The 21,934-nt window shown below is 32.6% G+C and carries 25 protein-coding genes; 23 read left to right on the forward strand and 2 right to left on the reverse strand.

Annotated features, from left to right (window positions below):
• Nucleotides 1-79: 79 nt before the first annotated feature.
• A complete protein-coding gene (locus AWE51_RS25375) occupies nt 80-1,462 on the reverse strand; it encodes a hypothetical protein (RefSeq protein ID WP_066320068.1) in 1,383 nt (460 codons plus the stop codon).
• Between the two features lie 232 nt (nt 1,463-1,694).
• Here AWE51_RS25375 and AWE51_RS25380 point away from each other — a divergent pair, with 232 nt between their 5' ends.
• The 10 genes from AWE51_RS25380 (at nt 1,695) to AWE51_RS25405 (ending at nt 10,230) form a co-directional block, all read left to right on the forward strand.
• Entirely contained in the window at nt 1,695-3,329 is a 1,635-nt protein-coding gene (locus AWE51_RS25380; RefSeq protein WP_066320071.1) for a helix-turn-helix domain-containing protein, read from the forward strand.
• 146 nt (nt 3,330-3,475) lie between these two features.
• Nucleotides 3,476-3,655: a class I lanthipeptide gene (locus tag AWE51_RS25385; protein ID WP_066320072.1), complete on the forward strand. Its 180-nt coding sequence runs from the start codon at nt 3,476-3,478 to the stop codon at nt 3,653-3,655.
• 43 nt (nt 3,656-3,698) lie between these two features.
• Nucleotides 3,699-3,872, forward strand: coding sequence for a class I lanthipeptide (locus AWE51_RS26765; RefSeq protein WP_157766224.1), 174 nt, complete (start codon nt 3,699-3,701; stop codon nt 3,870-3,872).
• Between the two features lie 44 nt (nt 3,873-3,916).
• Nucleotides 3,917-4,084, forward strand: coding sequence for a hypothetical protein (locus tag AWE51_RS26770; RefSeq protein WP_157766225.1), 168 nt, complete (start codon nt 3,917-3,919; stop codon nt 4,082-4,084).
• Nucleotides 4,085-4,203: 119 nt separating this feature from the next.
• Nucleotides 4,204-5,904, forward strand: coding sequence for a helix-turn-helix domain-containing protein (locus AWE51_RS25390; RefSeq protein WP_157766226.1), 1,701 nt, complete (start codon nt 4,204-4,206; stop codon nt 5,902-5,904).
• A gap of 145 nt (nt 5,905-6,049) precedes the next feature.
• Nucleotides 6,050-6,217 carry a hypothetical protein gene (locus AWE51_RS26775; protein WP_157766227.1) on the forward strand — a complete coding sequence of 56 codons (168 nt, stop codon included), beginning with the start codon at nt 6,050-6,052 and terminating at the stop codon, nt 6,215-6,217.
• Between the two features lie 346 nt (nt 6,218-6,563).
• Nucleotides 6,564-6,716: a hypothetical protein gene (locus AWE51_RS26780; RefSeq protein WP_157766228.1), complete on the forward strand. Its 153-nt coding sequence runs from the start codon at nt 6,564-6,566 to the stop codon at nt 6,714-6,716.
• Nucleotides 6,717-6,744: 28 nt separating this feature from the next.
• Nucleotides 6,745-6,936, forward strand: coding sequence for a hypothetical protein (locus AWE51_RS25395; RefSeq protein WP_066320078.1), 192 nt, complete (start codon nt 6,745-6,747; stop codon nt 6,934-6,936).
• Nucleotides 6,937-7,100: 164 nt separating this feature from the next.
• Complete coding sequence (locus AWE51_RS25400; RefSeq protein WP_066320081.1) at nt 7,101-9,347, forward strand: lantibiotic dehydratase family protein; 2,247 nt, start codon at nt 7,101-7,103, stop codon at nt 9,345-9,347.
• The gene (locus tag AWE51_RS25405) at nt 9,340-10,230 is read left to right on the forward strand and encodes a thiopeptide-type bacteriocin biosynthesis protein (RefSeq protein ID WP_066320084.1); all 891 of its coding nucleotides are present in this window, start codon (nt 9,340-9,342) and stop codon (nt 10,228-10,230) included. The genes AWE51_RS25400 and AWE51_RS25405 overlap by 8 nt, the downstream gene beginning before the upstream one ends.
• Nucleotides 10,231-10,270: 40 nt before the next feature.
• Here AWE51_RS25405 and AWE51_RS26785 read toward each other — a convergent pair whose 3' ends face one another.
• Nucleotides 10,271-10,429 (reverse strand): hypothetical protein, encoded by a 159-nt coding sequence (locus AWE51_RS26785; RefSeq protein WP_157766229.1) that lies wholly within the window; start codon nt 10,427-10,429, stop codon nt 10,271-10,273.
• Nucleotides 10,430-11,266: 837 nt separating this feature from the next.
• Between AWE51_RS26785 and AWE51_RS25415 the strand changes: the two genes are divergently transcribed.
• The 13 genes from AWE51_RS25415 (at nt 11,267) to AWE51_RS25470 (ending at nt 21,928) form a co-directional block, all read left to right on the forward strand.
• Nucleotides 11,267-11,956, forward strand: a complete 690-nt coding sequence (locus AWE51_RS25415) for a response regulator transcription factor (RefSeq protein ID WP_066320088.1) — start codon at nt 11,267-11,269, stop codon at nt 11,954-11,956.
• Nucleotides 11,957-12,172: 216 nt separating this feature from the next.
• Nucleotides 12,173-12,802, forward strand: coding sequence for a DUF4255 domain-containing protein (locus AWE51_RS25420; RefSeq protein WP_066320090.1), 630 nt, complete (start codon nt 12,173-12,175; stop codon nt 12,800-12,802).
• Between the two features lies 1 nt (nt 12,803).
• The gene (locus AWE51_RS25425; RefSeq protein ID WP_066320093.1) at nt 12,804-14,138 is read left to right on the forward strand and encodes a hypothetical protein; all 1,335 of its coding nucleotides are present in this window, start codon (nt 12,804-12,806) and stop codon (nt 14,136-14,138) included.
• A 26-nt stretch (nt 14,139-14,164) separates the two neighbouring features.
• The gene (locus AWE51_RS25430) at nt 14,165-15,568 is read left to right on the forward strand and encodes a phage tail sheath family protein (RefSeq protein ID WP_066320095.1); all 1,404 of its coding nucleotides are present in this window, start codon (nt 14,165-14,167) and stop codon (nt 15,566-15,568) included.
• A gap of 27 nt (nt 15,569-15,595) precedes the next feature.
• The gene (locus tag AWE51_RS25435; RefSeq protein WP_066320098.1) at nt 15,596-16,507 is read left to right on the forward strand and encodes a hypothetical protein; all 912 of its coding nucleotides are present in this window, start codon (nt 15,596-15,598) and stop codon (nt 16,505-16,507) included.
• A 33-nt stretch (nt 16,508-16,540) separates the two neighbouring features.
• Nucleotides 16,541-17,551 carry a hypothetical protein gene (locus AWE51_RS25440; protein ID WP_066320099.1) on the forward strand — a complete coding sequence of 337 codons (1,011 nt, stop codon included), beginning with the start codon at nt 16,541-16,543 and terminating at the stop codon, nt 17,549-17,551.
• A gap of 38 nt (nt 17,552-17,589) precedes the next feature.
• A complete protein-coding gene (locus AWE51_RS25445; protein WP_066320102.1) occupies nt 17,590-18,057 on the forward strand; it encodes a phage tail protein in 468 nt (155 codons plus the stop codon).
• A gap of 29 nt (nt 18,058-18,086) precedes the next feature.
• Nucleotides 18,087-18,539 carry a phage tail protein gene (locus AWE51_RS25450; RefSeq protein ID WP_066320103.1) on the forward strand — a complete coding sequence of 151 codons (453 nt, stop codon included), beginning with the start codon at nt 18,087-18,089 and terminating at the stop codon, nt 18,537-18,539.
• A 14-nt stretch (nt 18,540-18,553) separates the two neighbouring features.
• Nucleotides 18,554-18,718, forward strand: coding sequence for a DUF5908 family protein (locus AWE51_RS26790; protein ID WP_157766230.1), 165 nt, complete (start codon nt 18,554-18,556; stop codon nt 18,716-18,718).
• The gene (locus AWE51_RS25455; protein WP_066320104.1) at nt 18,718-19,422 is read left to right on the forward strand and encodes a CIS tube protein; all 705 of its coding nucleotides are present in this window, start codon (nt 18,718-18,720) and stop codon (nt 19,420-19,422) included. Before AWE51_RS26790 ends, AWE51_RS25455 begins: the two co-directional genes overlap by 1 nt.
• Nucleotides 19,419-21,191, forward strand: coding sequence for a type VI secretion system tip protein VgrG (gene vgrG / locus AWE51_RS25460; protein WP_066320106.1), 1,773 nt, complete (start codon nt 19,419-19,421; stop codon nt 21,189-21,191). Before AWE51_RS25455 ends, vgrG begins: the two co-directional genes overlap by 4 nt.
• Before the next feature lie 13 nt (nt 21,192-21,204).
• A complete protein-coding gene (locus AWE51_RS25465; RefSeq protein ID WP_066320107.1) occupies nt 21,205-21,495 on the forward strand; it encodes a PAAR domain-containing protein in 291 nt (96 codons plus the stop codon).
• 10 nt (nt 21,496-21,505) lie between these two features.
• Nucleotides 21,506-21,928, forward strand: coding sequence for a GPW/gp25 family protein (locus AWE51_RS25470; RefSeq protein WP_066320110.1), 423 nt, complete (start codon nt 21,506-21,508; stop codon nt 21,926-21,928).
• Nucleotides 21,929-21,934 lie beyond the last annotated feature (6 nt).

The following is a 21,934-nucleotide window of genomic DNA, read 5'->3' on the forward strand; positions in this document are numbered from 1 at the left end:
TTAAGCCTTATATCATACTATAAATTATAATAATTGAAAAGTAGTTTAGCGAATGTTGGATCATATCAGGTGTTATGGATTAGTGATCTTTTGTCTTTATTTTACGAGTTCCAAAATCCATAAGTGCGATATTTTCGTTTGGATTAGGTATAAGAAGTAAGCTAGAGACTGTAGCAGCATCCAAATGTTTTTGATCATTAGATCGTATATTATACACCCAACCGCCATAGGTGCCGCCGGTATTTTCATAATTTTCGACCTGAAATTGATTAAATTGCTCCCGTGCGGCTTTAAGTTCTTCTGAGATATTTGATGTTTTTTCTATTACCTGTGGTGTTAATTTTGAAATGAAATTACTTATGTCTTTTTGAATGTAAAAACCATTCGGGATTAGAATTCTAAGTTGCAGTTCTAGCTCTAGTTTTAAAAAGTAGTTTGGATACAAGTCTTTATAATTTCGAATTCCTTCTGCTTTATGTTCGATGTATGTTTTAATATTTTCTTCAAAATATTCTTGCCTTAATATAACAATATCTTCTTTTACGTTTTCTGGTAATAGAATTTCTATGTCACTACGCCACCTGCATAGTGCCGGTAAAAAATGATTTATAACATATTGTTTATGGTTTTTTAACCTCTCTATTTTGGGAGTTTCACGTTGATTACTATCGATAATCGATGCTATAATATCTTCATTTTTTTGCTGCATATACTGTTGATAATTATCTAACTGGGCTTTATCCAGAATCGACGCCATAAATTGCTCTTCGAGCGCTAGTTTTTCAAACTCGCTATAGTAGCCTCCATCAACAGGAGCACGCGTAAATTCCTCTTCTTCATAGTTAAATATAGCATGAGCCTGCTTTTTATTTAGTTTTAGATTATTATATCTGCTTTGAACCTGTTGTATCGTCATATCCAAAAGCTCTTGCTTTTCTTTTGCTTCAATAGCATTAAATTGTGCCAATTGTTCTTGATTTAGCAAAGTGTTAAGCATCTGATTAGCAAGGGTTAATAATTCGTCTTGATAGTTGGGTATAGGTTCCTTTCTGTCATATGTTTCGCTCTGTCGCTGTTGGATAAGCGTTTTGTGTGTCTGACCATATGTATCTACAAATTCTTTATATTTTTTTGGTGATAATTTTAACGATTCAAACTTGTTATACATATAATCCAAATCCAAACCAAAATCCTGTTCACTACGTTTAGATTTTGCTTTCCAGGCTTTTCTTTCTTCACGCAATGTAGCGATTTGCGTATCGTTTAAAAGTGTTAACAGTGCTTTAAAGTATTTTCTTTTCACTATGTTTTCATCATAATCAGGGTTGATAGAAAACATATTGTCCCTAAGCGTATAATAATCTAGCTCATCAATTTCGAGAATTTGACTGGGAGATAGTTTTAAGATTTCTGTAAACTGATCTGTAAATGTTGTGGTTTGTGTAATTTTTGGATGTGCCATATGAAGTACTTATTGTCCAGTTTTCTTTTTATAATTTAAAGTCACCATCGTTTTGCAATACTAAGTATTTCCAGTTTCATTTTTTGAAACTGAAAGTTTTTTAATAATAACTTAATTAAAGTTTTATTGAACAAAGTTGGTATCAAATAAGAGTATTTTTTAATCAACATTTTTAGGGATACCCTCATTTTAAAAGGAATCCTTATTTTTGAGTGACTACATACTGGTATATATGATTTTATCTAGAACACGATTTTTGTTTTTTTTTAGTATAAGCTACTGTATACTATTAGGAGTAGGAGTTCACAGTATAACTGCTCAAAAAAGTGAAATAGATACCGCTCAAGAATTTTTTGAAAAGGGAAGGTCTTATTACCGTAAAGAAAACTACAAAGAAAGTGTAGCGTATTATAAAAATGCAGAAGAAATTTTCAAAAAACTAGGAGAAGAAAAATCTTTATGCCTGACGTCTACCTTAAAAGGTCATGCCTATATGATGAATGATCAAAATCAGAAAGCTCTAGATGCTTATTATACGAGTTTAGCTATTGCTCAAAAAATAGGAGATTTGGATCAAGAAGCGATTGCAAATTCTGGTTTGGTATTAGTATATAAAAAAACAAATCAATTTGATAAAGCACTTAAGGTTTCTAGAAAAACATTACAATCAATTGATCAAACTTCTTTTAAAGATACTAAGATTCATGTAGATATAATAACAACTAATGTTGAAGTTTATTTGGATACAGAGCGATATGATTCTGTTGTATATTATGCCGATCAAGGGATAGCTATGAGTAAAATCTTAAACCATAAAGAAGGTCTGATAGACCTCTATATTAAAAAGGGAGTTGTGTTCTATTATCAAGAAGATTATGAGCAGTCCTTAGACTATTTATATAAAGCAGAAAAGATTTTACAAAATAATAATATCAACAATAGATTTTATCCCACAGTAAATAGTAACTATTTTGTAGCTAGTTGTTATTATCAACAACAGCTATATGATAAAGCGATTAATAGATTGTTACTAACCATAAAAGCCTCAGATAAAAATGATTTGCTAAAACTACCCGTACGACAATCCCATCTGTTACTAGCCAACTGTTATGCAGCTAAAAAAGATTTTGAACAATCTACCTATTGGCATGCTAAGTATTCAAGTCTAAATGAAGCTTATCAAAAGCGGAAGGATCAAACTGTTAATAAAATTTATGAAAAAGAAGCACAACAGTTAGAAGATGGCATTAAAGTATTACAATCTCAAAGAAATAAGGACAAAACAAGAACAACATATGCCTATGGTATTGCAGGTTTGCTGTTAGGGTGTCTCGTTATTTTGGTAGTGTTGTATAAGCGAAAGCAAAGATCAAATCAACGTATTTTTAATGAGTTATTGCAACAGATCACTGCTTTAGAAACAAAAGAAAAAGAAGTTGTTACAGTTAAAGAAACAACCAAAGAGATTGCTAAAGAGGTTGTAATTGATGAAGATACGGTTAATGAAATTCTTAAGGGTTTAGATCGATTAGAGCGACAAGAGTTTTTTTTACGGTCTGATTGTAATTTGCGTACCATAGCCAAAAAAGTAAAAACCAATGCGACCTATTTATCTAAAATTATTAATCTACATAAAAAGAAAAATTTTAACGACTATCTTAACGAGTTACGTATTGATTATGCCTTAAAACGATTAAAGAACGATAAAAAATTTAGAGCATTTTCTATCAAATCGATTGCGACCGAGATTGGGTATAAAAGTGATTACTCTTTTGCCAAACACTTTAAAACAAGAACAGGACTTAACCCATCCTATTATATCAAAAAAATAGCAAAACAAGAACATACTAGGGATCAGTTAGTTTAAAATAGTATCAATTTTGATAGTACGAGAAAGCTTGTCTTGATATGATTTATGGTGTTTTTTTTTGAAGTTATAAAAAATCAATACATTACTGTCTTAATAAAGGCAATTTTAAAAGCCATAAGAAATAAATTCTAAATACTAATGTTATGAAAACACACAAATCAAATGCTTTACGTTTACAAAAACTAACAGTTGCAAGAATTAATCCAGAAGCCTTACAAAGGCTTAAGGGTGGAACCAGTGTTGCTCCTTCAGTAAATGGAAATTGTGGTGGATCTCATCGTCCTGGTGTAAATGGTTTTGCTTGCCACCAGATAGTTCGTTAAGTTAAAAAAAACTCTACAGAGTAACATCATAATTATAAATCCTATGAAAACTTATAAGTCAAATACTTTGTCTTTAAAAAAATTAACCGTTGCAAGAATCAACTCAGATGCATTACAATTGCTTAAAGGGGGGAGTAGTTATCCTCCTACTACTAGCCCTGATGATTTGGGAACTATAAGAAGGCGAGGAGGCATGTGTCATCTACAGGCGCGTTAACTTTAAAAGTCCATAAACAGAGTAACATCATAATTACAAACGCTATGAAAACACATAAATCAAATACTTTACAGTTAAAAAAACTAACGGTTGCAAGAATTAATCCAGAGACATTGCTATTGCTTAAAGGAGGGAGTAGTGTTCCTCCTAGTCTAAATAATGAAAGAGGAACAGCACGCCGTGTTAATGGGGCTTGTGTTCATATATATTAAGGTAAAATAGTATAGTACTAAACCTGCATCATCATGCAGGTTTTTTTATGTGTTTATTTTATCAAAATGCTCTTAAAAAGAAAACTCCTATTTTTGATTTGTTGTTTATCACAAGATCTATGATTTTTTTTAAAAGGCTTTTTTTTATCTGCTGTAGTATTTATACGGTAGTAGGGTATACTCAAGAAAAACAACTCATCATTCCTGATAGTATCGCTGTTATGCCATCAAACGTGCTAGGTAGTTATATTAAAAAAAATAACCCTCAAAAAGCTAAAATCTACGAGCGGGTGTTATCTAATCTTAAGGATCAGGATAGTGCTAAAACCAATACCTATTATTATCTGGGACGTCATTTTAATACACAAGAAAACTATGAGCGCAGTGCTTACTACTATGGGCATGCAGCCAAAGCAGCAAAAGCTGCCAGCTATGATCAGTTTTTGTATGCTATTTATACAAAAAAGGCCGAGGCATACCTAAAAGATTGGAAAAATCAAAAAGCACTAGACGTGTATGATACCATTTTAGCGATAGCAAAACAAAACAAAAGCCGTAAGCATGAGATTATTGCAAATTCTGGGATTACGATTATTTTAAAAAGAACAAAACAACTAGATAAAGCACTTGCAATAGCTAAACATAACCTAAAACTGGTTGAAAATTCTGGGTACAAAAACAAAAAAAATCATGTTAATCTATATACCATTATTAGCGAGGTATATCTGGATCAAAAGAAGTATGATTCTGTAATACTATATGCAGATAAAGGTATTGCTATAGGTAACAGTATTAAACACCTTATTGGGGTTATTGATTTGTATACTAAAAAAGGAGCGGCATCCTTTTATCAAAATGATATTGCAACTGCTTTTAAGTACCTGGAGCAGGCAGCGTCACTTTTAAAAACCAATACCATTACAGATAAAAAATCTGTGGTTAATCTTAATTATTTTTTAGCAAATTGTTATGCCAAACAAAAGGAATATACAAAAGCCATCACACTACTAGAAGATAACCTAAGCAAGTTAGATGATAAAGATCCTAGAAATGTAAGAACATTAGATACGTATCGTTTATTAGCAGATAGCTATAAGGCAAGTGGTAACGACCAAAAGTTTGCGTTTTGGATTGATAAACATACACGATTAAGAGATAAATTTGTTGAGGCCAAAGACCAAACGGTTACTAAAATATATAAAAAGGATACTGATAAGTTAGGAGAGGAGATAGCTGTTCTTACCGATGCGCAACATAAAGAAAAGCAATCCAGAAATTATATGATCTTAATGTTTGCTGTAATCTTTATAGTGCTACTTAGTATTGTTGGGTATTATTACTTAAAATATAAAAAAAACAAATTACGTTTTGATGATCTAATCCAGAAAGTAAATACAACAACAGCTGAAGTTATAACAGATAAAAAAGCCAAAGAAGTTGTTATTGATGATGAAAAAGTAGCCCTTGTTTTAAAAGGGTTAGATCGATTAGAAGAGAAAGAATATTTTTTACATACAGATTGTACCTTGGGAGCTATGGCAAAAAGAGTAAAAATTAATACGACCTATCTCTCTAAAATTATCAATACTCATAAGGAAAAGAGTTTTAATGAATATATTAATGATTTAAGAATCGAATATGTACTACAGCGATTACAAACCGATAAAAAATTTAGATCATTCTCGATCACCTCTATAGCATCAGAAATAGGGTATAAAAGTGATAATTCTTTTACAAAACATTTTAAAGCCAAAACAGGACTTAATCCATCATTTTATATCAAAGAAATTGAAAAGTTAGAAAAAACGATGGTATCCTAATAATCAAGTATAAAAGCACCTCAATTTTATGAAATTGAGGTGCGCTAATTATGATGTTACTAATGTTACAAGTATCTTTTTTCAATAAAATTAACTTCGAGGTCAATTGTTTTTAATAACAAAGACTCTGCAAATTATCTTCATTATGAAAAAGAAACAAAAAAAGGGAATAGACTTAAGAAAACTAACTATAGCAAGGATTAATAATACAATGCTACTACAAATACAAGGAGGAGATTGTAATGTAACAACCGATGATACAGATACCCATAACAGTATTTGCGTTTGCGTTCCAACTCAGAATATTTTTTAGAAAAGCAACCTGTTTTTTTAATAAAGCTTATTAAGGATTTTTACATATCCGCATATTCAATAATATGCGGATATGTTGTTTTTGTGCGATACAATATTGCAATACATTAGAGTCAGAAGATGACTAAATGTGTTCGATTATTAATCTATTGATTATTGGTATTGATTTGTTTGTTTCTGTCGCCTCAAGCGGAGTCGAGAGGTGATTTTTAATCAAACCATTAGCTCTCGACTCCGCTTGGCTGGACTGATGGAAATAATAATCGAATTCAGATTGCTGGTTGTCTTTTGATTTTGGGGAAACCGAAAACCATAAATAGAGTAGGTATTGTATCTAAATTTTTATCATGAAAAAAACAATAAAAAAACTTGAACTTAAAAAGGTTACAATTTCGCAATTTGAAGCTAATGCTGTAAAAGGTGGTGGCACAGGGCCTACTGCTATAATGTGTAATAGTGTACCAAGACACTTAGGTGGTATTGGGTGCCATATGTTTTAATACTTTTCTAATTTAAAATCAAATCCATATGTTTTCAAAAATTTTAAACCTAAAAGATGTTCAACAATTGAACAAGAAACAACAAGAAACAATTAACGGTGGTATACAATTCCCGATTGGTTGTAGAACACGAAGAGACTGTTTTATTGTTACAGGAGAGTATGACTGGGCATGCTCTAGAAATCCTCATACGCATTCTGGAACTTGTGTTCCTTTATAATATGATAACATTAAATGTTGTACAAGCCCTGTTTTTACAGGGCTTTTTTTATTTGTAAATATTAGCTTTGATAACCTTAATCTCACTTTGTATAATTTCCTATCTTGCGATATTAGATATCAAGAATATTTAGTAATAGAATCATCTAAGCGGTTTCATCATACATGTCATATAAAAACTTCTCTAAATACGTTTTAAGAGCACCTTTATTCTCTTTTTCTTTTTATAAAAGTCTAACGCAGGACAAAACATTGTCTGAAGAAGCATTACAAAAAGTATGTAATGATGCCGTGATTAAAGAGGCAATTTTTCTAGCATCACCTTCTTTATATACAGAGTTCGAAAAATGGCTTAAAGGAGACCTTAAAGATAAAGCAGCATCAGAACGTATGATGTATTCTGTATTAAAATATATAAGCAGAATGTCTGCCAGATGTACGCCGTTTGGCTTATTTGCAGGAACAGCAGTAGGAGAGTTTTCTGAAAGGACTGCTATAGAGCTTCAGGAAAAAACAAAAAACGAACGCCATACGCGATTAGATATGAATTATCTGGTGGCGTTATCTCAGGATATTGTTAAGGATAAAACAATCAAGGATCAATTGTTGTTCTACCCCAATACGAGTATTTACAAAGCGGGACACCAATTACGTTATGTAGAATATACTTATGTTAATAGCCGAAGAACTCATCATATTGTTGCTGTCGAAGATTCTGAGTATTTGTCAAAAGTACTTACAAAAGCAAGCCAAGGAGCATTACTTTGTGTCTTAGGAGAACTATTAGTTGATGACGAAATTACATTAGAAGAAGCTAATGGTTTTATTGACCAATTAGTAGAAAGTCAATTATTAATAAGTGAATTAGAGCCCTCGGTTTCTGGACCAGAATTTCTGGATCAGTTATTACCAGTTTTAAAAAAATTAAAGAATGCAGATCATTTTGTTACAGCATTAGAAGAGACACAAAAGGCTATTCATGCTATAGATCAAGGAATAGGAAATGCTGCCGAGGCTTATATAAAAATAGGCGAATCCTTAAAAGCATTAGGAACTGGGTATGAGTTAAAATATATGTTTCAGACCGATATGGTACTGACTCCAAAAACTAACACATTAGATAAAGATGTTTTACGAAAAGTAAGAAAAGCAATGTCTTTGTTTAATAAAATTACACCGCAGTCAAAAGAAACATTAATTACACAATTTAAATCAGCTTTTTATGAGCGTTATGAAGATCGCGAAGTGCCTTTGTCAAAAGCAATGGATGTTGAATTAGGAATAGGATTTTTACAGGGTAATGATTCTGGTGATATTAGTAAATTGGTAGACGATTTAATATTGCCGAACAGAAATACAGGGGTCACATCAAAAGACATAAAATGGTCACCTATACATGCCATTCTTCAGAAAAAACTAATCAAATGTTTGCAAAGCCAGGAGACAATCTTGTATATACAGGATGATGATTTTAAAGATTTCGAAAATAAATGGGATGATTTACCAGATACTATTTCTGCAATGGTTGAAATTATTGAAACCGATGAAGAACAAAAAATAGTAATGTCAAATGTAGGGGGCTCAAGTGCAGCAAATTTATTAGGGCGCTTTTGTCATGGAGATTCAAAACTTGATGCATATACGAGAGAGATTATTGCTACAGAAACAGCAATGAATCCAGATAAAATCTTGGCAGAAATTGTACACTTACCAGAATCTAGAGTAGGTAATATTTTAATGCGCCCCTCTTTTAGAGAATATGAGATTCCGTATTTGGCTAAATCTATCCTGACATCAGAGAAACAAATTACTCTGGACGATCTAATGCTCTCCACACGACCAAATGGTCCTATACGATTAAGATCAAAAAAATATAATAAGGAAGTGATTCCGTATCTGGCAAACGCACATAACTATTCTAATAACGCATTACCAATTTATCAGTTCTTGGCAAATATGCAAACTCAAAATTTAAGAGGCGGAGTAGGTTTTAATTGGGGGCCTTTGGCTGATGAATATGAATTTTTACCTAGAGTAGAATATTCAGGTGTAATTATATCAAGTGCAACTTGGAACATCACAATTAAAACCATCGATAAAATGCTAAAAAGTATGAGTGATGAAACACAATTAGTAACGCATTTTAATCAATTTAAGACAGAACAAAAGATCCCGCAATTTGTTCTTTTGGTAGACGGTGATAACGAGTTATTGATCAATACAGAAAATACAACTTCGATTAAAATGTTACTGGCAACGGTTAAAAAGAGAAGAGGTTTTATACTTAAAGAGTTTTTACATTCTGAAAATAGTATCGTAAAAGAGGGTAATAAAGGGTATACAAACCAAATCGTTTTGTCATTTTATAATGAACAAAAAATTAAAAATACAGCACCACAAAACCATGGATAAAGTACAAGGATCTTTTATTTTAGGTAGTGAATGGCTCTACTATAAAATATATACAGGCCCCAAAACCTCAGATTTGGTATTGACCGAAATTATAAAGCCAGAGGCAGAATGGTTACTAAGTAATAACATTATTGATCAATGGTTTTTTATAAGGTATTCAGATCCAAAACATCATATACGAGTACGATTTCATTTTAAAGATCTAGAAAACGTAGGTAAAGTAATCAATCGTTTGTATACAAAACTTAATGAATTTATTAATGAAGAAATGATCTGGAAAATCCAGATAGACACCTATCAAAGAGAACTCGAACGTTATGGTCATAAGACGATGGTACAATCAGAAAAATTGTTTTTTTATGAGAGTAAAATGATCGTAGATTTCTTAGACATGATTGATGGGGATGAGGGAGAAGAATTGCGTTGGCTTTTTGGAGTTCGTGCAATTGATATGCTTCTTGATGATTTTGAATATGATGATGATAGAAAATTAGCACTTTTAGAGAGACTTAAATTGGGTTTTGGAGCAGAATTTGGCATGAACAAAGCACTTAAAAAACAACTAGACAAAAAATTTAGAGAAGAAAAAGATAAAATAAATGATTTTTTGGTCTTTGAGAAAGAAATGAATCCTGATTACGTACCTATTATTGATGCGCTACAAGAAAAAAGTTTAGCTACTAAACCAATAGTAAAGACTATTTTGCCAATAGTAAGTAAAGAAAGATTAGATGATATAATGGGTAGTTATATTCATATGTTAATGAATAGATTGTTCAGGTCAAAAAATCGTTTACATGAAATGGTTATTTATGATCTTTTATATAGAACGTATAAAGTTGCTTGGGGTATTCGAAAATTTAAGAACACCGCCAAATCATAATTTTAACACACCAGAAATAATATCATTTCTGGTGTATTAGTTAAGATTTTCTAGTGCTCGCAGAACTAGATCTACGATCAATAATTCCGTCTTCAATATTTTTTCTCCATTTTGCAAGATCATCAGTTGCCGTGAAACTTCCTCCTTTTATGCTGGATAATGTAGTTCTATATAATTGATGGTTTTTTAGATTCTTCATCTCATATAAATTTAAATAATTCTTCTCTAAGATAAAAGAATTTTTGTTGATGCTGTATGTACTTGTTTTCTTAATTAAAACAGGGATCAATATGAAAAAAAACAAATTTTAAAAAATAAAAATAAATCGTATATTTACGTAGCATCATTTATAATACGATTAAAAATAAATGACGTTTACCCCTTAACGTTAAAAACTATACCTCAACGTTTTTTACAACAGTTTTTAAAAATTTATTTGTTTAAAAGAACAAAACGATAGTGTACTTGCTTTTTTAGATAATAGCATTTTTAGTAGACTATGATGTCGTTTACGTAGTAAACAAGTGAATTTTATAAGTATAATAAGATAACCAACCCTAAAGGAATAATTGGTGTAAATTCTTTAGTGGTATAATCAAAGTAATGAATTTTTTTTATCCCAAAACGCTGCACCAATGTTGTTGCAAAGTATCCCCATTTTAAGTAATGGGGATACTTTTATGCCATTTTTATCATAGTATTATAAAAATGTGTAAATGGATTTTGTACTATTTATAATTCATCTTTTCAATAATTTGATGTTTTAATTTTTTGTAATGTACCCTTTAAATTTTTTAGGATTTTTTTAAGTAATTATTACCATACGTTTAAGTCTTTTAAAAAGAATAAGTGATAAAGTGTTTGTTTACAATAGGTTAATAGTATTGATCTTTGAAAATAAATAGTTAGGTAAGGAAGAAGACCCTAAAAAAAGGGTGTATTCCCCCCTGTTAAGTACTTGTAATTCAAAAAATATTTCTTGAATTTTATCATGCTTATTCAATCATCTTTTACTCTTAAAAACAACCACTACCTAATGAACACAAAAATCAAAAGCACTCACCCAATTTCTCTAAATGACCCCGATTTTATTTCAAAATTTTCTGAAATCTTTAAAACATGTGACCAGTCAAGAAATTTAATGATAAGTATTTGTAATGTCGAAAAAAACAATTTTGTTTATTGTAATAAAATGTTACAACAAAAAATAGGAAAACATTCTACAGCACTATTACAAAAAGGATGGGATTTTTGGTTTTCAATAATTGATTCAAATGAATCATCGCGAATTAAAAACAAAATAGTTGATTTTTTTTCAAGTGCAAAAGATCAACAATTGCTATCTCTCAAGTATCATATTACAAACTTTTTTAAAGAAAGAATATGTATGAAACACGAAATTCTATTGTTTACTATAGAAGGAGAAATATTAGCTTTAAATTATTATTTTGATGTATCAGAAAAAGAAAAAATAGAACGCTGTCTTAATTTTAAAAAAGTAGATAAAAAATGTGTTTTATCAAAGAGGACAGAAACATATATATCGTCTAGAGAAGAGCAAGTTTTAAAACTTATTGCTGATGGTTTTTCTTCAAAACAAATAGCAGATAAACTTTTTATTAGTAATCACACTGCGGTGTCTCATCGTAAGCATTTGATTGAGAAATTTGAAGTGAAAAATACAGCTCATCTCATTAAAAAAGCTTCCAAAATTATAGAGTTATAAGATAACTTCCTTATGCACATTAGAATAGTATAAGATCAGAAGTTGTTAAAATCCCCATTTTTGGGGATTGATTTTCACAAGAATATTTTAAATATTGTAACTGTATTACCCCATTGCTAAAATATTAGCAATACACCGAAAAAATACCTGATAGTTTATCTAGGTGTTCTAGTAGTAGATTTTTACCCCTCATTACAAATTGAAATCGTAGTAATTATGATAGGATCTGCCTTAAAACTATTAAGGGATGAATTAAGCACGTACGTCATTTCCAATAAAAGACCTGACGATACTACTATTGAAAATAAAGACATTATCCTACACAATATATCATTGATGGAAGGAGAGTCTCAGGGTGAACTTAGCAATAAGATTGTTATAACTCTGGTTAATACAGAAGAAGAAAGTACCTTAAAAAATGGAAGTCACATCTTGAGAACACTCAATGGAGTAAAATATGTCGAACCTCCGGTTTTTTTAAATCTTTACATTCTTATTTCAGCCACCTTAGGTCAAGAAACGGATGCCTACGAATTAGCATTACAACGGCTGTCATTGGTAATTCAATTTTTTCAAGCAAAGAAAAGCTTTACCATTAAGAACTCACCGTTTTCATCAATAGCTAGCGATACTAATATTTCACAAGAAGATAAGGATGAGGTGCGCCTTAATGTAGAACTATACACCTTGACATTTGAGCAAATAAATCACTTATGGGGCTCACTAGGAGGCAAGCAAGTACCTTTTGCGATGTATAAAATAAGGCTAGTTAAAATAGATGAGAAAACTAGTATAGTGGCGCCAGTGATAGAAGAAATAGAAAATCGAGAATCTCAAATAAACTAAGATGAGCACTATAATTTTTAAACGATTGTTTGAGGTCAGAGTACTACATGATTATTTTCTCACTTCTGTCGATGGTTCTTCTTTTTTTGACAAGACAGAAATAGAGAAGGATGATGAAATATCAAAAAAACTCACTAATAAGATATATGATGTACAAGATTTATTTTCGATAGAGCCTGTTGGTGATACAATCAAGAGAATGAGTGAGTATAAGTTAAAAATAGCTAAAACTGCATTAGGTTTTTTTATAGGAACAGAAGTTAAGGTAGAGAATAGAGCAGGTGAGACATTATATAAGCCGCGCTTTGAGATCGGGACAGACGTAAACTTAACGTTTTCGATTAAGCCTACAGTCCCTTTGTTTACTAGTATTACAAACATAAGTCTTCGCCCGCCATTACCATCAATATATTATTTAACTAATAAAGGAAAAGATAAATTCGAAGATCCTGTAGACCCTACTCATATAGCATTACCAATTTCTAACAAAACTAGTAGTCCGCAAGAAGGAAAAACCTATGAAATGGGAGCCGTTTTGGATTTTGCAGGAACGATTAGAGAGGCAAGACAATATACAGACGGTACAGATCCAAATCATTGGGATGACGTTGCCGAGAAGCGATTTGTTAATGATGCAGACAGAGTATTACTCCCTCATGTTTTTGCTTATAAATTTAAAAGCTCTCAAAATGTTACCGAAGTAGATTTTGTACTTGAAAATGAGAGTAATGCCGTGATTAAAACAATATCAAGAGTTGGAACCGAAGTATTAGAAACAATTCGTTTAGATTTTACAAAGGTAGATGATAATGATCCAGATTCTGATGCTATTCCTGCAGGAATGTATATGCTAAAGGTAAAGACCAATGTATTTCCTGAGATCACATATCAACTTTATCTAAATGATGTGCTTTATAATAGAAATCACTTAGCCATAATCGACATACGATTTGATGAAAAAGAAGAACCTTATAGCCTTTTGGATGCAGAAAATTTTCTTAAAACCAGAATTGATGCTGCTGACCAAAAAATATCCCATCCTGTATATGAGGTAAGGTTTAAAAATCGAAAAACATATTGGAGATACAATAATGAAGGCGGTTTTAGTGAAGATGATGTAGATGCAACTTCTGCATTTCTAAAACCAGATCCCATTATTGACCCTAAGAAACTAGTTTCCGAAAACCCAAAAGGGTTAACAGAGACTTTAGTGCCTTTTATAAATGGAGGAACACTAGTATTACCTCATCCCAGAATGCCCGCTATTAAAATAGAGAAAGAAAGAATTTTCTCTGAGATCTTTATTAATAAATCAAACAGATTGTTGAATAATTAAATGGAACTTTTTATAAAAATGATATTATGAATTACAAAACACCAGGAGTTTATATAGAAGAAATTCCAAAACTTCCGCCATCGATTGCACAGGTCGATACGGCTATTCCTGCCTTTATAGGATACACAGAAAAAGCAGCAGATGAAAGAACAGGCCAAGTACTAATAAATGAACCCGAAAGAATTAGTTCTTTACTAGAGTATGAACGTCTTTTTGGTAACCCATTTGCAGAAACTGGATTATCTGTGATAATAAACGAAAATACCACTCCACCAATAGTACAAGCTTCTATAGGAGATGCATCAAAATATAAAATGTACTATGCTTTGCAAATGTTTTTTGCTAATGGTGGTGGACCATGTTGGATAGTTTCTGTTGGAGATTATTCTACAGGAGGTGTAAGTTTTGTTGATCTTCAAGAAGGACTAAATGCAACAGAAAAAGTTGATGAAATTACACTTTACGTATATCCGGATGCACAAGGATTAACAAGTTCTGATGATTTTTATAATTTATATAAAGCGTCATTAGATATGTGCGTAGAGTTACAAGACCGTTTTACGGTAATGGATATTTGGCCAGATCCCAGTGAGCCTGATTTATTAAAGCATATCGATACTATGCGTTCATCTGCAGTAGGTTCTGAAGAGAATATATTAAAGTACGGAGCGACATATTTTCCTAATGTAGAGACTATCTTAGATTACTACTACGGAGGAGAAGGCTCTGGTGACGCAAATGTTACAATTGATAGTAGTGGTCCATTAGCGGGAACTTTAGCAGAACTTAGATCTAAAGATAATGCACTGTATTTTCAAGCACAAAATGCACTTAGAAATTTACCATTAGAAATGTCTCCATCTGGCGCAGTTGTAGGACAATACGCAGCTGTCGATTCTTCAAGAGGAGTATGGAAAGCTCCAGCTAATGTAAATATGGATTTTGTAATCAAACCGGTTTTAAAGGTTACAGATAAGCAACAAGAAAACCTAAACGTAGATACTACAGGTGGTAAATCTGTTAATGTAATACGCTCGTTTGTAGGTCGTGGCCCAGCAATAATTTGGGGAGGAAGAACTTTGGCAGGTAATAGTAACGAATGGCGTTATGTATCGGTTAGAAGATTCTTTAATATGGTTGAAGAGTCAGTTAAAAAAGCAAGTGTACAATTTGTTTTTGAACCTAATGATCTTAATACCTGGTCTAGAGTTAAATCAATGATTGATAATTTCTTGGTACAACAATGGCGAGCGGGAGCCTTAATGGGAACAACTCCAGAGCAAGCATTTTTTGTAAAAGTTGGACTTAACGAAACGATGGACGAAGTAGATATTTTAGAAGGTAGAATGATCGTAGAAATAGGAATGGCAGTAGTAAGACCAGCTGAGTTTATCATTTTAAGGTTTAGCCATAAAATGTTATCCGAGTAAAATTAATAAACTGTAAAAATATTAAATATGGCTAGCAAGAATAATAATGACAGTAACACTTCGCGAAATGCCGATACGGTAATTTGTGAAAGTCTGAAAGTCATTAAAAATGATAAAAAGACCGCAGCAAGCTTGTATGTTGCTAATGAGATACTTAGAAGGTCTAAAAAAGCAGCACGCAGGTATAAAGTGTGTGGTTTAGATAAAGCACAAGAATCTCAAGGGGTATATGAAGATATCATGAGTTGTGTTACTATAGGGAGCAGCAAAAAAACCGAAATCATCCAAAAAAATGTAAACGAGTATACTAAAAAGGATGATGAGATAGAAAAATTGATTAAAGAGTCTTCGAAATTATTAAATGAAATGAGACTCAAAATCGAAGATGCTCATAATGCAGCATGTGCAATGTCTAACTGTTTTGAAAATAAGATTTTACCAAAAACAGGAAAATCTACAAAAGATGGTGAGAAAGCAGATGTTCATGAGGATTTGCAAAAGATTTTGCAAAAGACTAAAGAACTTAATGAAAAAGGCCAAAATGCTTTTGATTCTTCAGTTACCATTGCAGGAATCCAAACGTTTACCAATACACATAGTCTTAATGACTTTATGGCAAAATTATCAGTGGCCATGGGTACCTTTAAAAGTACGGTAGAACAAAACATCACTTCAACTTCTGGAGATGTAACCGTATGCAGAGAAGAACTTAATGTAATCGAAGAAGAATTAGCACAAGTCGTTTGTGATAAAAAGACAGAAGCTGTCAAGTATCAAGGCCTTGAGGATGTTATCGATTATGTATGTAAAGGAAAATATAATGATGACCTTTTAGACCTATGTCGAGAAACTCGGGATTGTTATGATGCAGATCACGATAATTATGATGCAAGAAAAAAAGGTAGACTTCAAAAAAGACAAACCATAGACAGGGATTAGTAAATAGCAATAATTAGAAAAAATAATATACTCATGATAGATTTTTTGAAAGACAAAGCCTGCTGTGTAGACGGAGGCAGCGATGATCCAGAAGCTAGAGAATGCCTGGATAAGTGGAAAGAAAAATTAGAAGAAGTAAGTAATAAGTATAATGAATTAAGTGCCGAAACATCAAAAGATGAAGAAGAGTACTTAAATTCATTAGGCTGGGAGAAAAGACTTATCAACTGGAACGAACTTATAAAAGATACCGATGATAAGGCCGATATTATTGTAAAAGAATTAAACTTCTTTTTAGAACAAGCCAAAATCGTATGTGATAATTCAGAAGTAACAACTGAAGCGATAGAGAAATTATTAGGATTGGTGAAATCAATTTTTGATTGCTTTTTTACCTACAAAGATTCTAATGAAGGCTTAAAAGAACAAATCATCAATTTTAAAAAGGCAGTAGAATGTCTTAAGAATGCAAGTGACGAAGATAAAGCAGAAGTTCTTGCTTGTATCTTGGTATATGAGCAAAAAATCACTCTTGTATGTGATATGCAAGATGCGGTGTTAAAAAAACTTTTAGAGACATTTAAGTGTGCTAATCTTTTATCATCTTCAATATGTGCGCATGGCGGATTAGAGGATAAATTAGAGGATATGCTAGATGTTTTCTGTGGTACATCATGGGGGCAAGGAGGATTCGAGGGGAATAGCTCAAGAAAAATCCAGGAAGAAGGAGATGACGATGACGATGATGATAAAAAGAAAAAAGGTCGTAAAAAGAAACCACATCATGATCACGACCATGATCACCATCATCATTATGCATATCCATGTAACGACTGGCTTGTTAAGCCAATGCCAAGATTCCCAATTAGTGAAAGTGATTATTATAAGCAACTAGAGCAAAATTTAGGAGTAGCAATGGATAAGACAGATCATTTAGAAGAAGAGTGGATTAAAAGCAAGAAAAAGAGTGATAAATATTTATCGCACAAAACAAGTCTTATCGAAGCAATCACAGCTGCCGAAGCTGCTGAAAGCGGAAAATAATTTTAAACTAAAAAGTATAATTACTAAATAATAATAATATGGCAGCAATAGGCGATTACCCAATTCCAAAGTTTCATTTCCAAGTAGAATGGGGTGATGGTTTTAGAATCGGATTTACTGAAGTAAGTGGATTGGATTTCGAAACTGAAGTTATAGAATACAGAGAAGGAAGCAGTAAAAAGTATAATAAATCAAAACAACCGGGTCTTACTAAATATAGTAATGTAACTCTAAAAAGAGGAACATTTCAAGGCGATTTTGACTTTTTTACAGAGTGGCAAAAGACATACTTGTTTCAAGAAGGAAATGATACAGGTTCTTTATTTAGACGACCAGTTACTATTAAACTGTTAAACGAAAATCATGAACCGATTATCACTTGGATCTTAGAGAATGCTTGGCCAAGCAAAGTACAATCTACAGATTTAAAAGCAGATGCTAATGAAGTTGCTATTGAAACAATGGAATTAGTGCATGAAGGATTAACAATTCTGGAAGCTAAGTAATAAGAATAATAACAGCAGAATAAGTAGCGATGCACCAAATAGTTGGTTTTTATTTTAGAGTGTCTTTTCTAAACTTACCTAAAGGTAAAGATGTAGATGTACAGTTTCAATCTGTAGCAGGTCTGGATGTTCAAATCGAAAAAGAATCTTTGAAAGAAGGAGGAGAAAATAGATTTGAACACAGTCTTCCGGGTAGAAGAAAGTATACAACCTTGACCTTAAAAAGAGGAATTATAAGCCCTAAAGAGTCGGGGTTAACATCTTGGTGTCAGGATGCTTTTCAAAATATGAACATCGCCCCTATTAGCACAGTCAATGTAGAATTACTGAATGAAAATCAAACAGTACTAATGCAATGGCAACTTGCTCATGTCTGGCCCGTAAGCTGGAAAGTAGGAGAGCTTAATGCAGAAAAAGGAGAAGTGTTAATCGAAACCTTAGAACTTAATTACAACTACTATAACCTAGTATCTGTAAGCTAAAAAATCATGAAACTATGCCCATAGAAATTAGAGAGTTGATCATTAAGACTACGGTAAATAATACTACCAGTACGACCGGATCTGCAAATAACGCAGCTGGAGGAGGTATAGAAGAATCACAAATTAATGAGATCGCAGATAAGATTTTTGAGATCATCAAAGAAAAATCAGAACGATAATGGAAGGTAACGGTCATTTAATAAAAGTATTGATTCATGTCTTTGATGATCAAGATTTTCAAATACCTTCAAAGATATCTCCTAATCCGATCTCTTTGCCTGTGAACCCAGAGAGTTTTACTCGTAATTTTAAAGTAGAATTAAATCAACAACAAGGTCAAGGTAATCAAGGTACAGATTCTGATTTTAAAGCAACAGCACCAGAAGAATTAAAGTTGGACTTTATTTTTGATGGTACAGACACTATCCAAGGATATAAGTATAATAATAACAAGAAATCTGTAAAAGATCAGCTTAAGCTTTTTATGGATGCCGTTTACAATATGAACGGAGAAATACATCGTCCGCATTTTTTACAAGTGCAATGGGGTGAATTTATGTTTCCTTGTATCCTTACAAATCTGGATTTAAATTATACGTTATTTCAACCTAATGGAGATCCTTTACGTGTTAAAGTAAGTGCTAGTTTTTTAAACTATGTCGCCCAAAGAGAACGAGTTGCCAGAGAAGGAAAAAAATCTCCTGATCTTACCCATGTGCGACAAGTTAAAGGAGGTGATAGACTAGATAATATGACATTTGATATTTATAATAATGTTAAATATGTCACTCAGATCGCAAAGGCAAATGGTTTAACTTCTTTTAGAAAGATTGCTCCTGGTACAGAATTAGTTTTTCCACCATTAGATAAAACAAGCTCATGAAAGATAGAGAAATACCAATTGATGTATCATATAACGTATCCACCTTTGATATACTCGTAGATGGAAACGTTGTAGATCCTGGATATCAAATATTGTCTATTTCTATTTCAAAAGAGATTAATAGAATACCTACGGCTAAAATTGTTATTAAGGATGGAGACGCTTCTTCAGAAACTTTTAAAATAAGTGAAGAAGAAGATTTTATTCCTGGTAAATCAATAGTGGTAAAAGTTGGTAGAGATGGAGAAAATGTTCAATTGTTTAAAGGAATCATTATTAAGCATGCTATAAAAGCACTTGAAAGTGGTGATACCAGATTGGTCCTAGATTGCAGAGATGAATCTGTAAAAATGACTCTCGGTCGGCATAACTTCTATTATGAAGAACGAAAGGATAGTGAAATTATCGAAGAAATCATAGGAAGATATTCGGGCTTAAGTAAAGATATTGAAGCTACTGGAATTAAACATCTGGAAATGGTGCAACATCATGTAACCGATTGGGATTTTATGTTGATGAGAGCAGAAGCTAATGCAAAATTAGTAATGGTCGATGATGGTAAAATCACAATTAAAAAACCAGAAACCAATGAAGATGCAGCATTAGCAGTACTATTTGGATCTACATTAATAGATTTTGAAGCCGAAATGGATGCCAGAAATCAATGGAAATCTGTAGAAGCAAAATCTTGGGATTATGGTGGGCAAGCCATGTTTGAAACTGTTACAGATAGTGTACCTATAAACGAACTAGGAAATGTTAATGGGGATCAATTGGCTGCAGATATTAGCCCTGATCAATACGAACTTAGACATACTGGGCAAGTATTAGAAGAAGAGTTAACAGAGTGGACTAAAGCTACATTACAAAGAAGTAGATTGTCAAAAATTCGGGGAAGAGCAAAATTTGTAGGCTTTGGAGAAATTAAACCAGGGCAAATGATCGAGCTGCAAGGACTAGGTACAAGATTTACCGGTAATGCATATGTTTCTGCAATACGACATGAAGTGTATAAAGGTTCGTGGTATACACATGCACAATTTGGATTAGACCCCGATTGTTATGCACATATTCATAAAGCGATAGCTGATATACCAGCAGCAGGTTTAGTGCCCGCAATTAATGGTCTCCAAATAGGTAAAGTGGTTCAATTAGAAAATGATCCAGAAGGTGAAAATAGAATCTTAGTAAGATTACCAATTATTGATAACTCTGCCAGAGGAGTATGGGCAAGAATAGCAACCCTAGATGCTGGTGAAAATAGAGGTTCGTTTTTTTTACCAGAAATAGAAGATGAGGTTATCGTTGGGTTTTTAAATGACGATCCACGCGAAGCTATTGTCTTAGGAATGCTAAATAGTAGTGCAAAGCCTGCACCGATAGAAGCACAAGATGTAAATCACGAAAAAGGAATAGTAACACGGTCAGGAATGCGATTGCATTTTCATGATGATACCAAAACAATTACCATAGATACTCCTGCAGGAAATAGTATCATATTAGATGAAGATACTACTTCAATTACGATTACCGATCAGAATGACAATTTTGCGAAATTGAATCCTGATGGTATTGAAATTAATAGTCCGGGAGATATAAAAATTGAAGCTTCTGGAAATATTGATATCAAAGCGGGAATGAATATGACTTTAGAAGCAACTCAAATATCGGCAAAAGCAAGTGCCAGTATGGAAGTAAAAGGAGCAACTACATCAGTTTCAGCTGATGGGATAACCGAGATAAAAGGGTCTTTAGTAAACATAAACTAATAAAACATACACAATGCCACCAGCAGCAAGAATCGCAGATATGCATACATGTCCATTATCTACAGGTCCAGTACCTCATGTTGGCGGGCCTATCACCGGACCATCAGTGCCTACCGTATTAATTGGGGGACAACCTGCTGCAGTAGTGGGTGATATGTGCGTTTGCGTAGGACCACCAGATACTATAGTTAAAGGGTCAGGAACCGTTTTTATTGGAGGTAAGCCTGCAGCAAGAATGGGTGATACCACAGCACATACAGGAGTAATTGTTCAAGGCTTTCCAACGGTAATGATTGGAGGATAAAAAGAAAAAAATGAATACAAATAAAGCATATTTAGGTACTGGGTGGTCATTTCCTCCAAATTTTGATAAGGAAAGCGAAACGATTACTATGGTTAGTGCAGAAGAAGATATTAATCAAAGTTTAGAAATACTGCTTTCTACAAGCCTTGGAGAACGAGTAATGCAAGCTGATTATGGTTGTAACCTTAAAGATTATCAATTTGAGAGTATGGATAATTCTCTTATCGGTTTCTTAAAGGACTTAGTCGAAAGAGCTATACTGTATTATGAACCCAGAATAAAATTAGACAGAATAGACATAACAGATGCAGATGCCGAGGAATTGATCGAAGGACTATTAAAGATTACTGTACACTATGAAATCGAAGGTACAAATACTCGATACAATTTTGTGTATGATTTTTATTTAAGAGAAGCAGATCAAGGGATATAAATAAGA

It is taken from the genome of Aquimarina aggregata (assembly GCF_001632745.1).
Lineage (GTDB): Bacteria > Bacteroidota > Bacteroidia > Flavobacteriales > Flavobacteriaceae > Aquimarina > Aquimarina aggregata.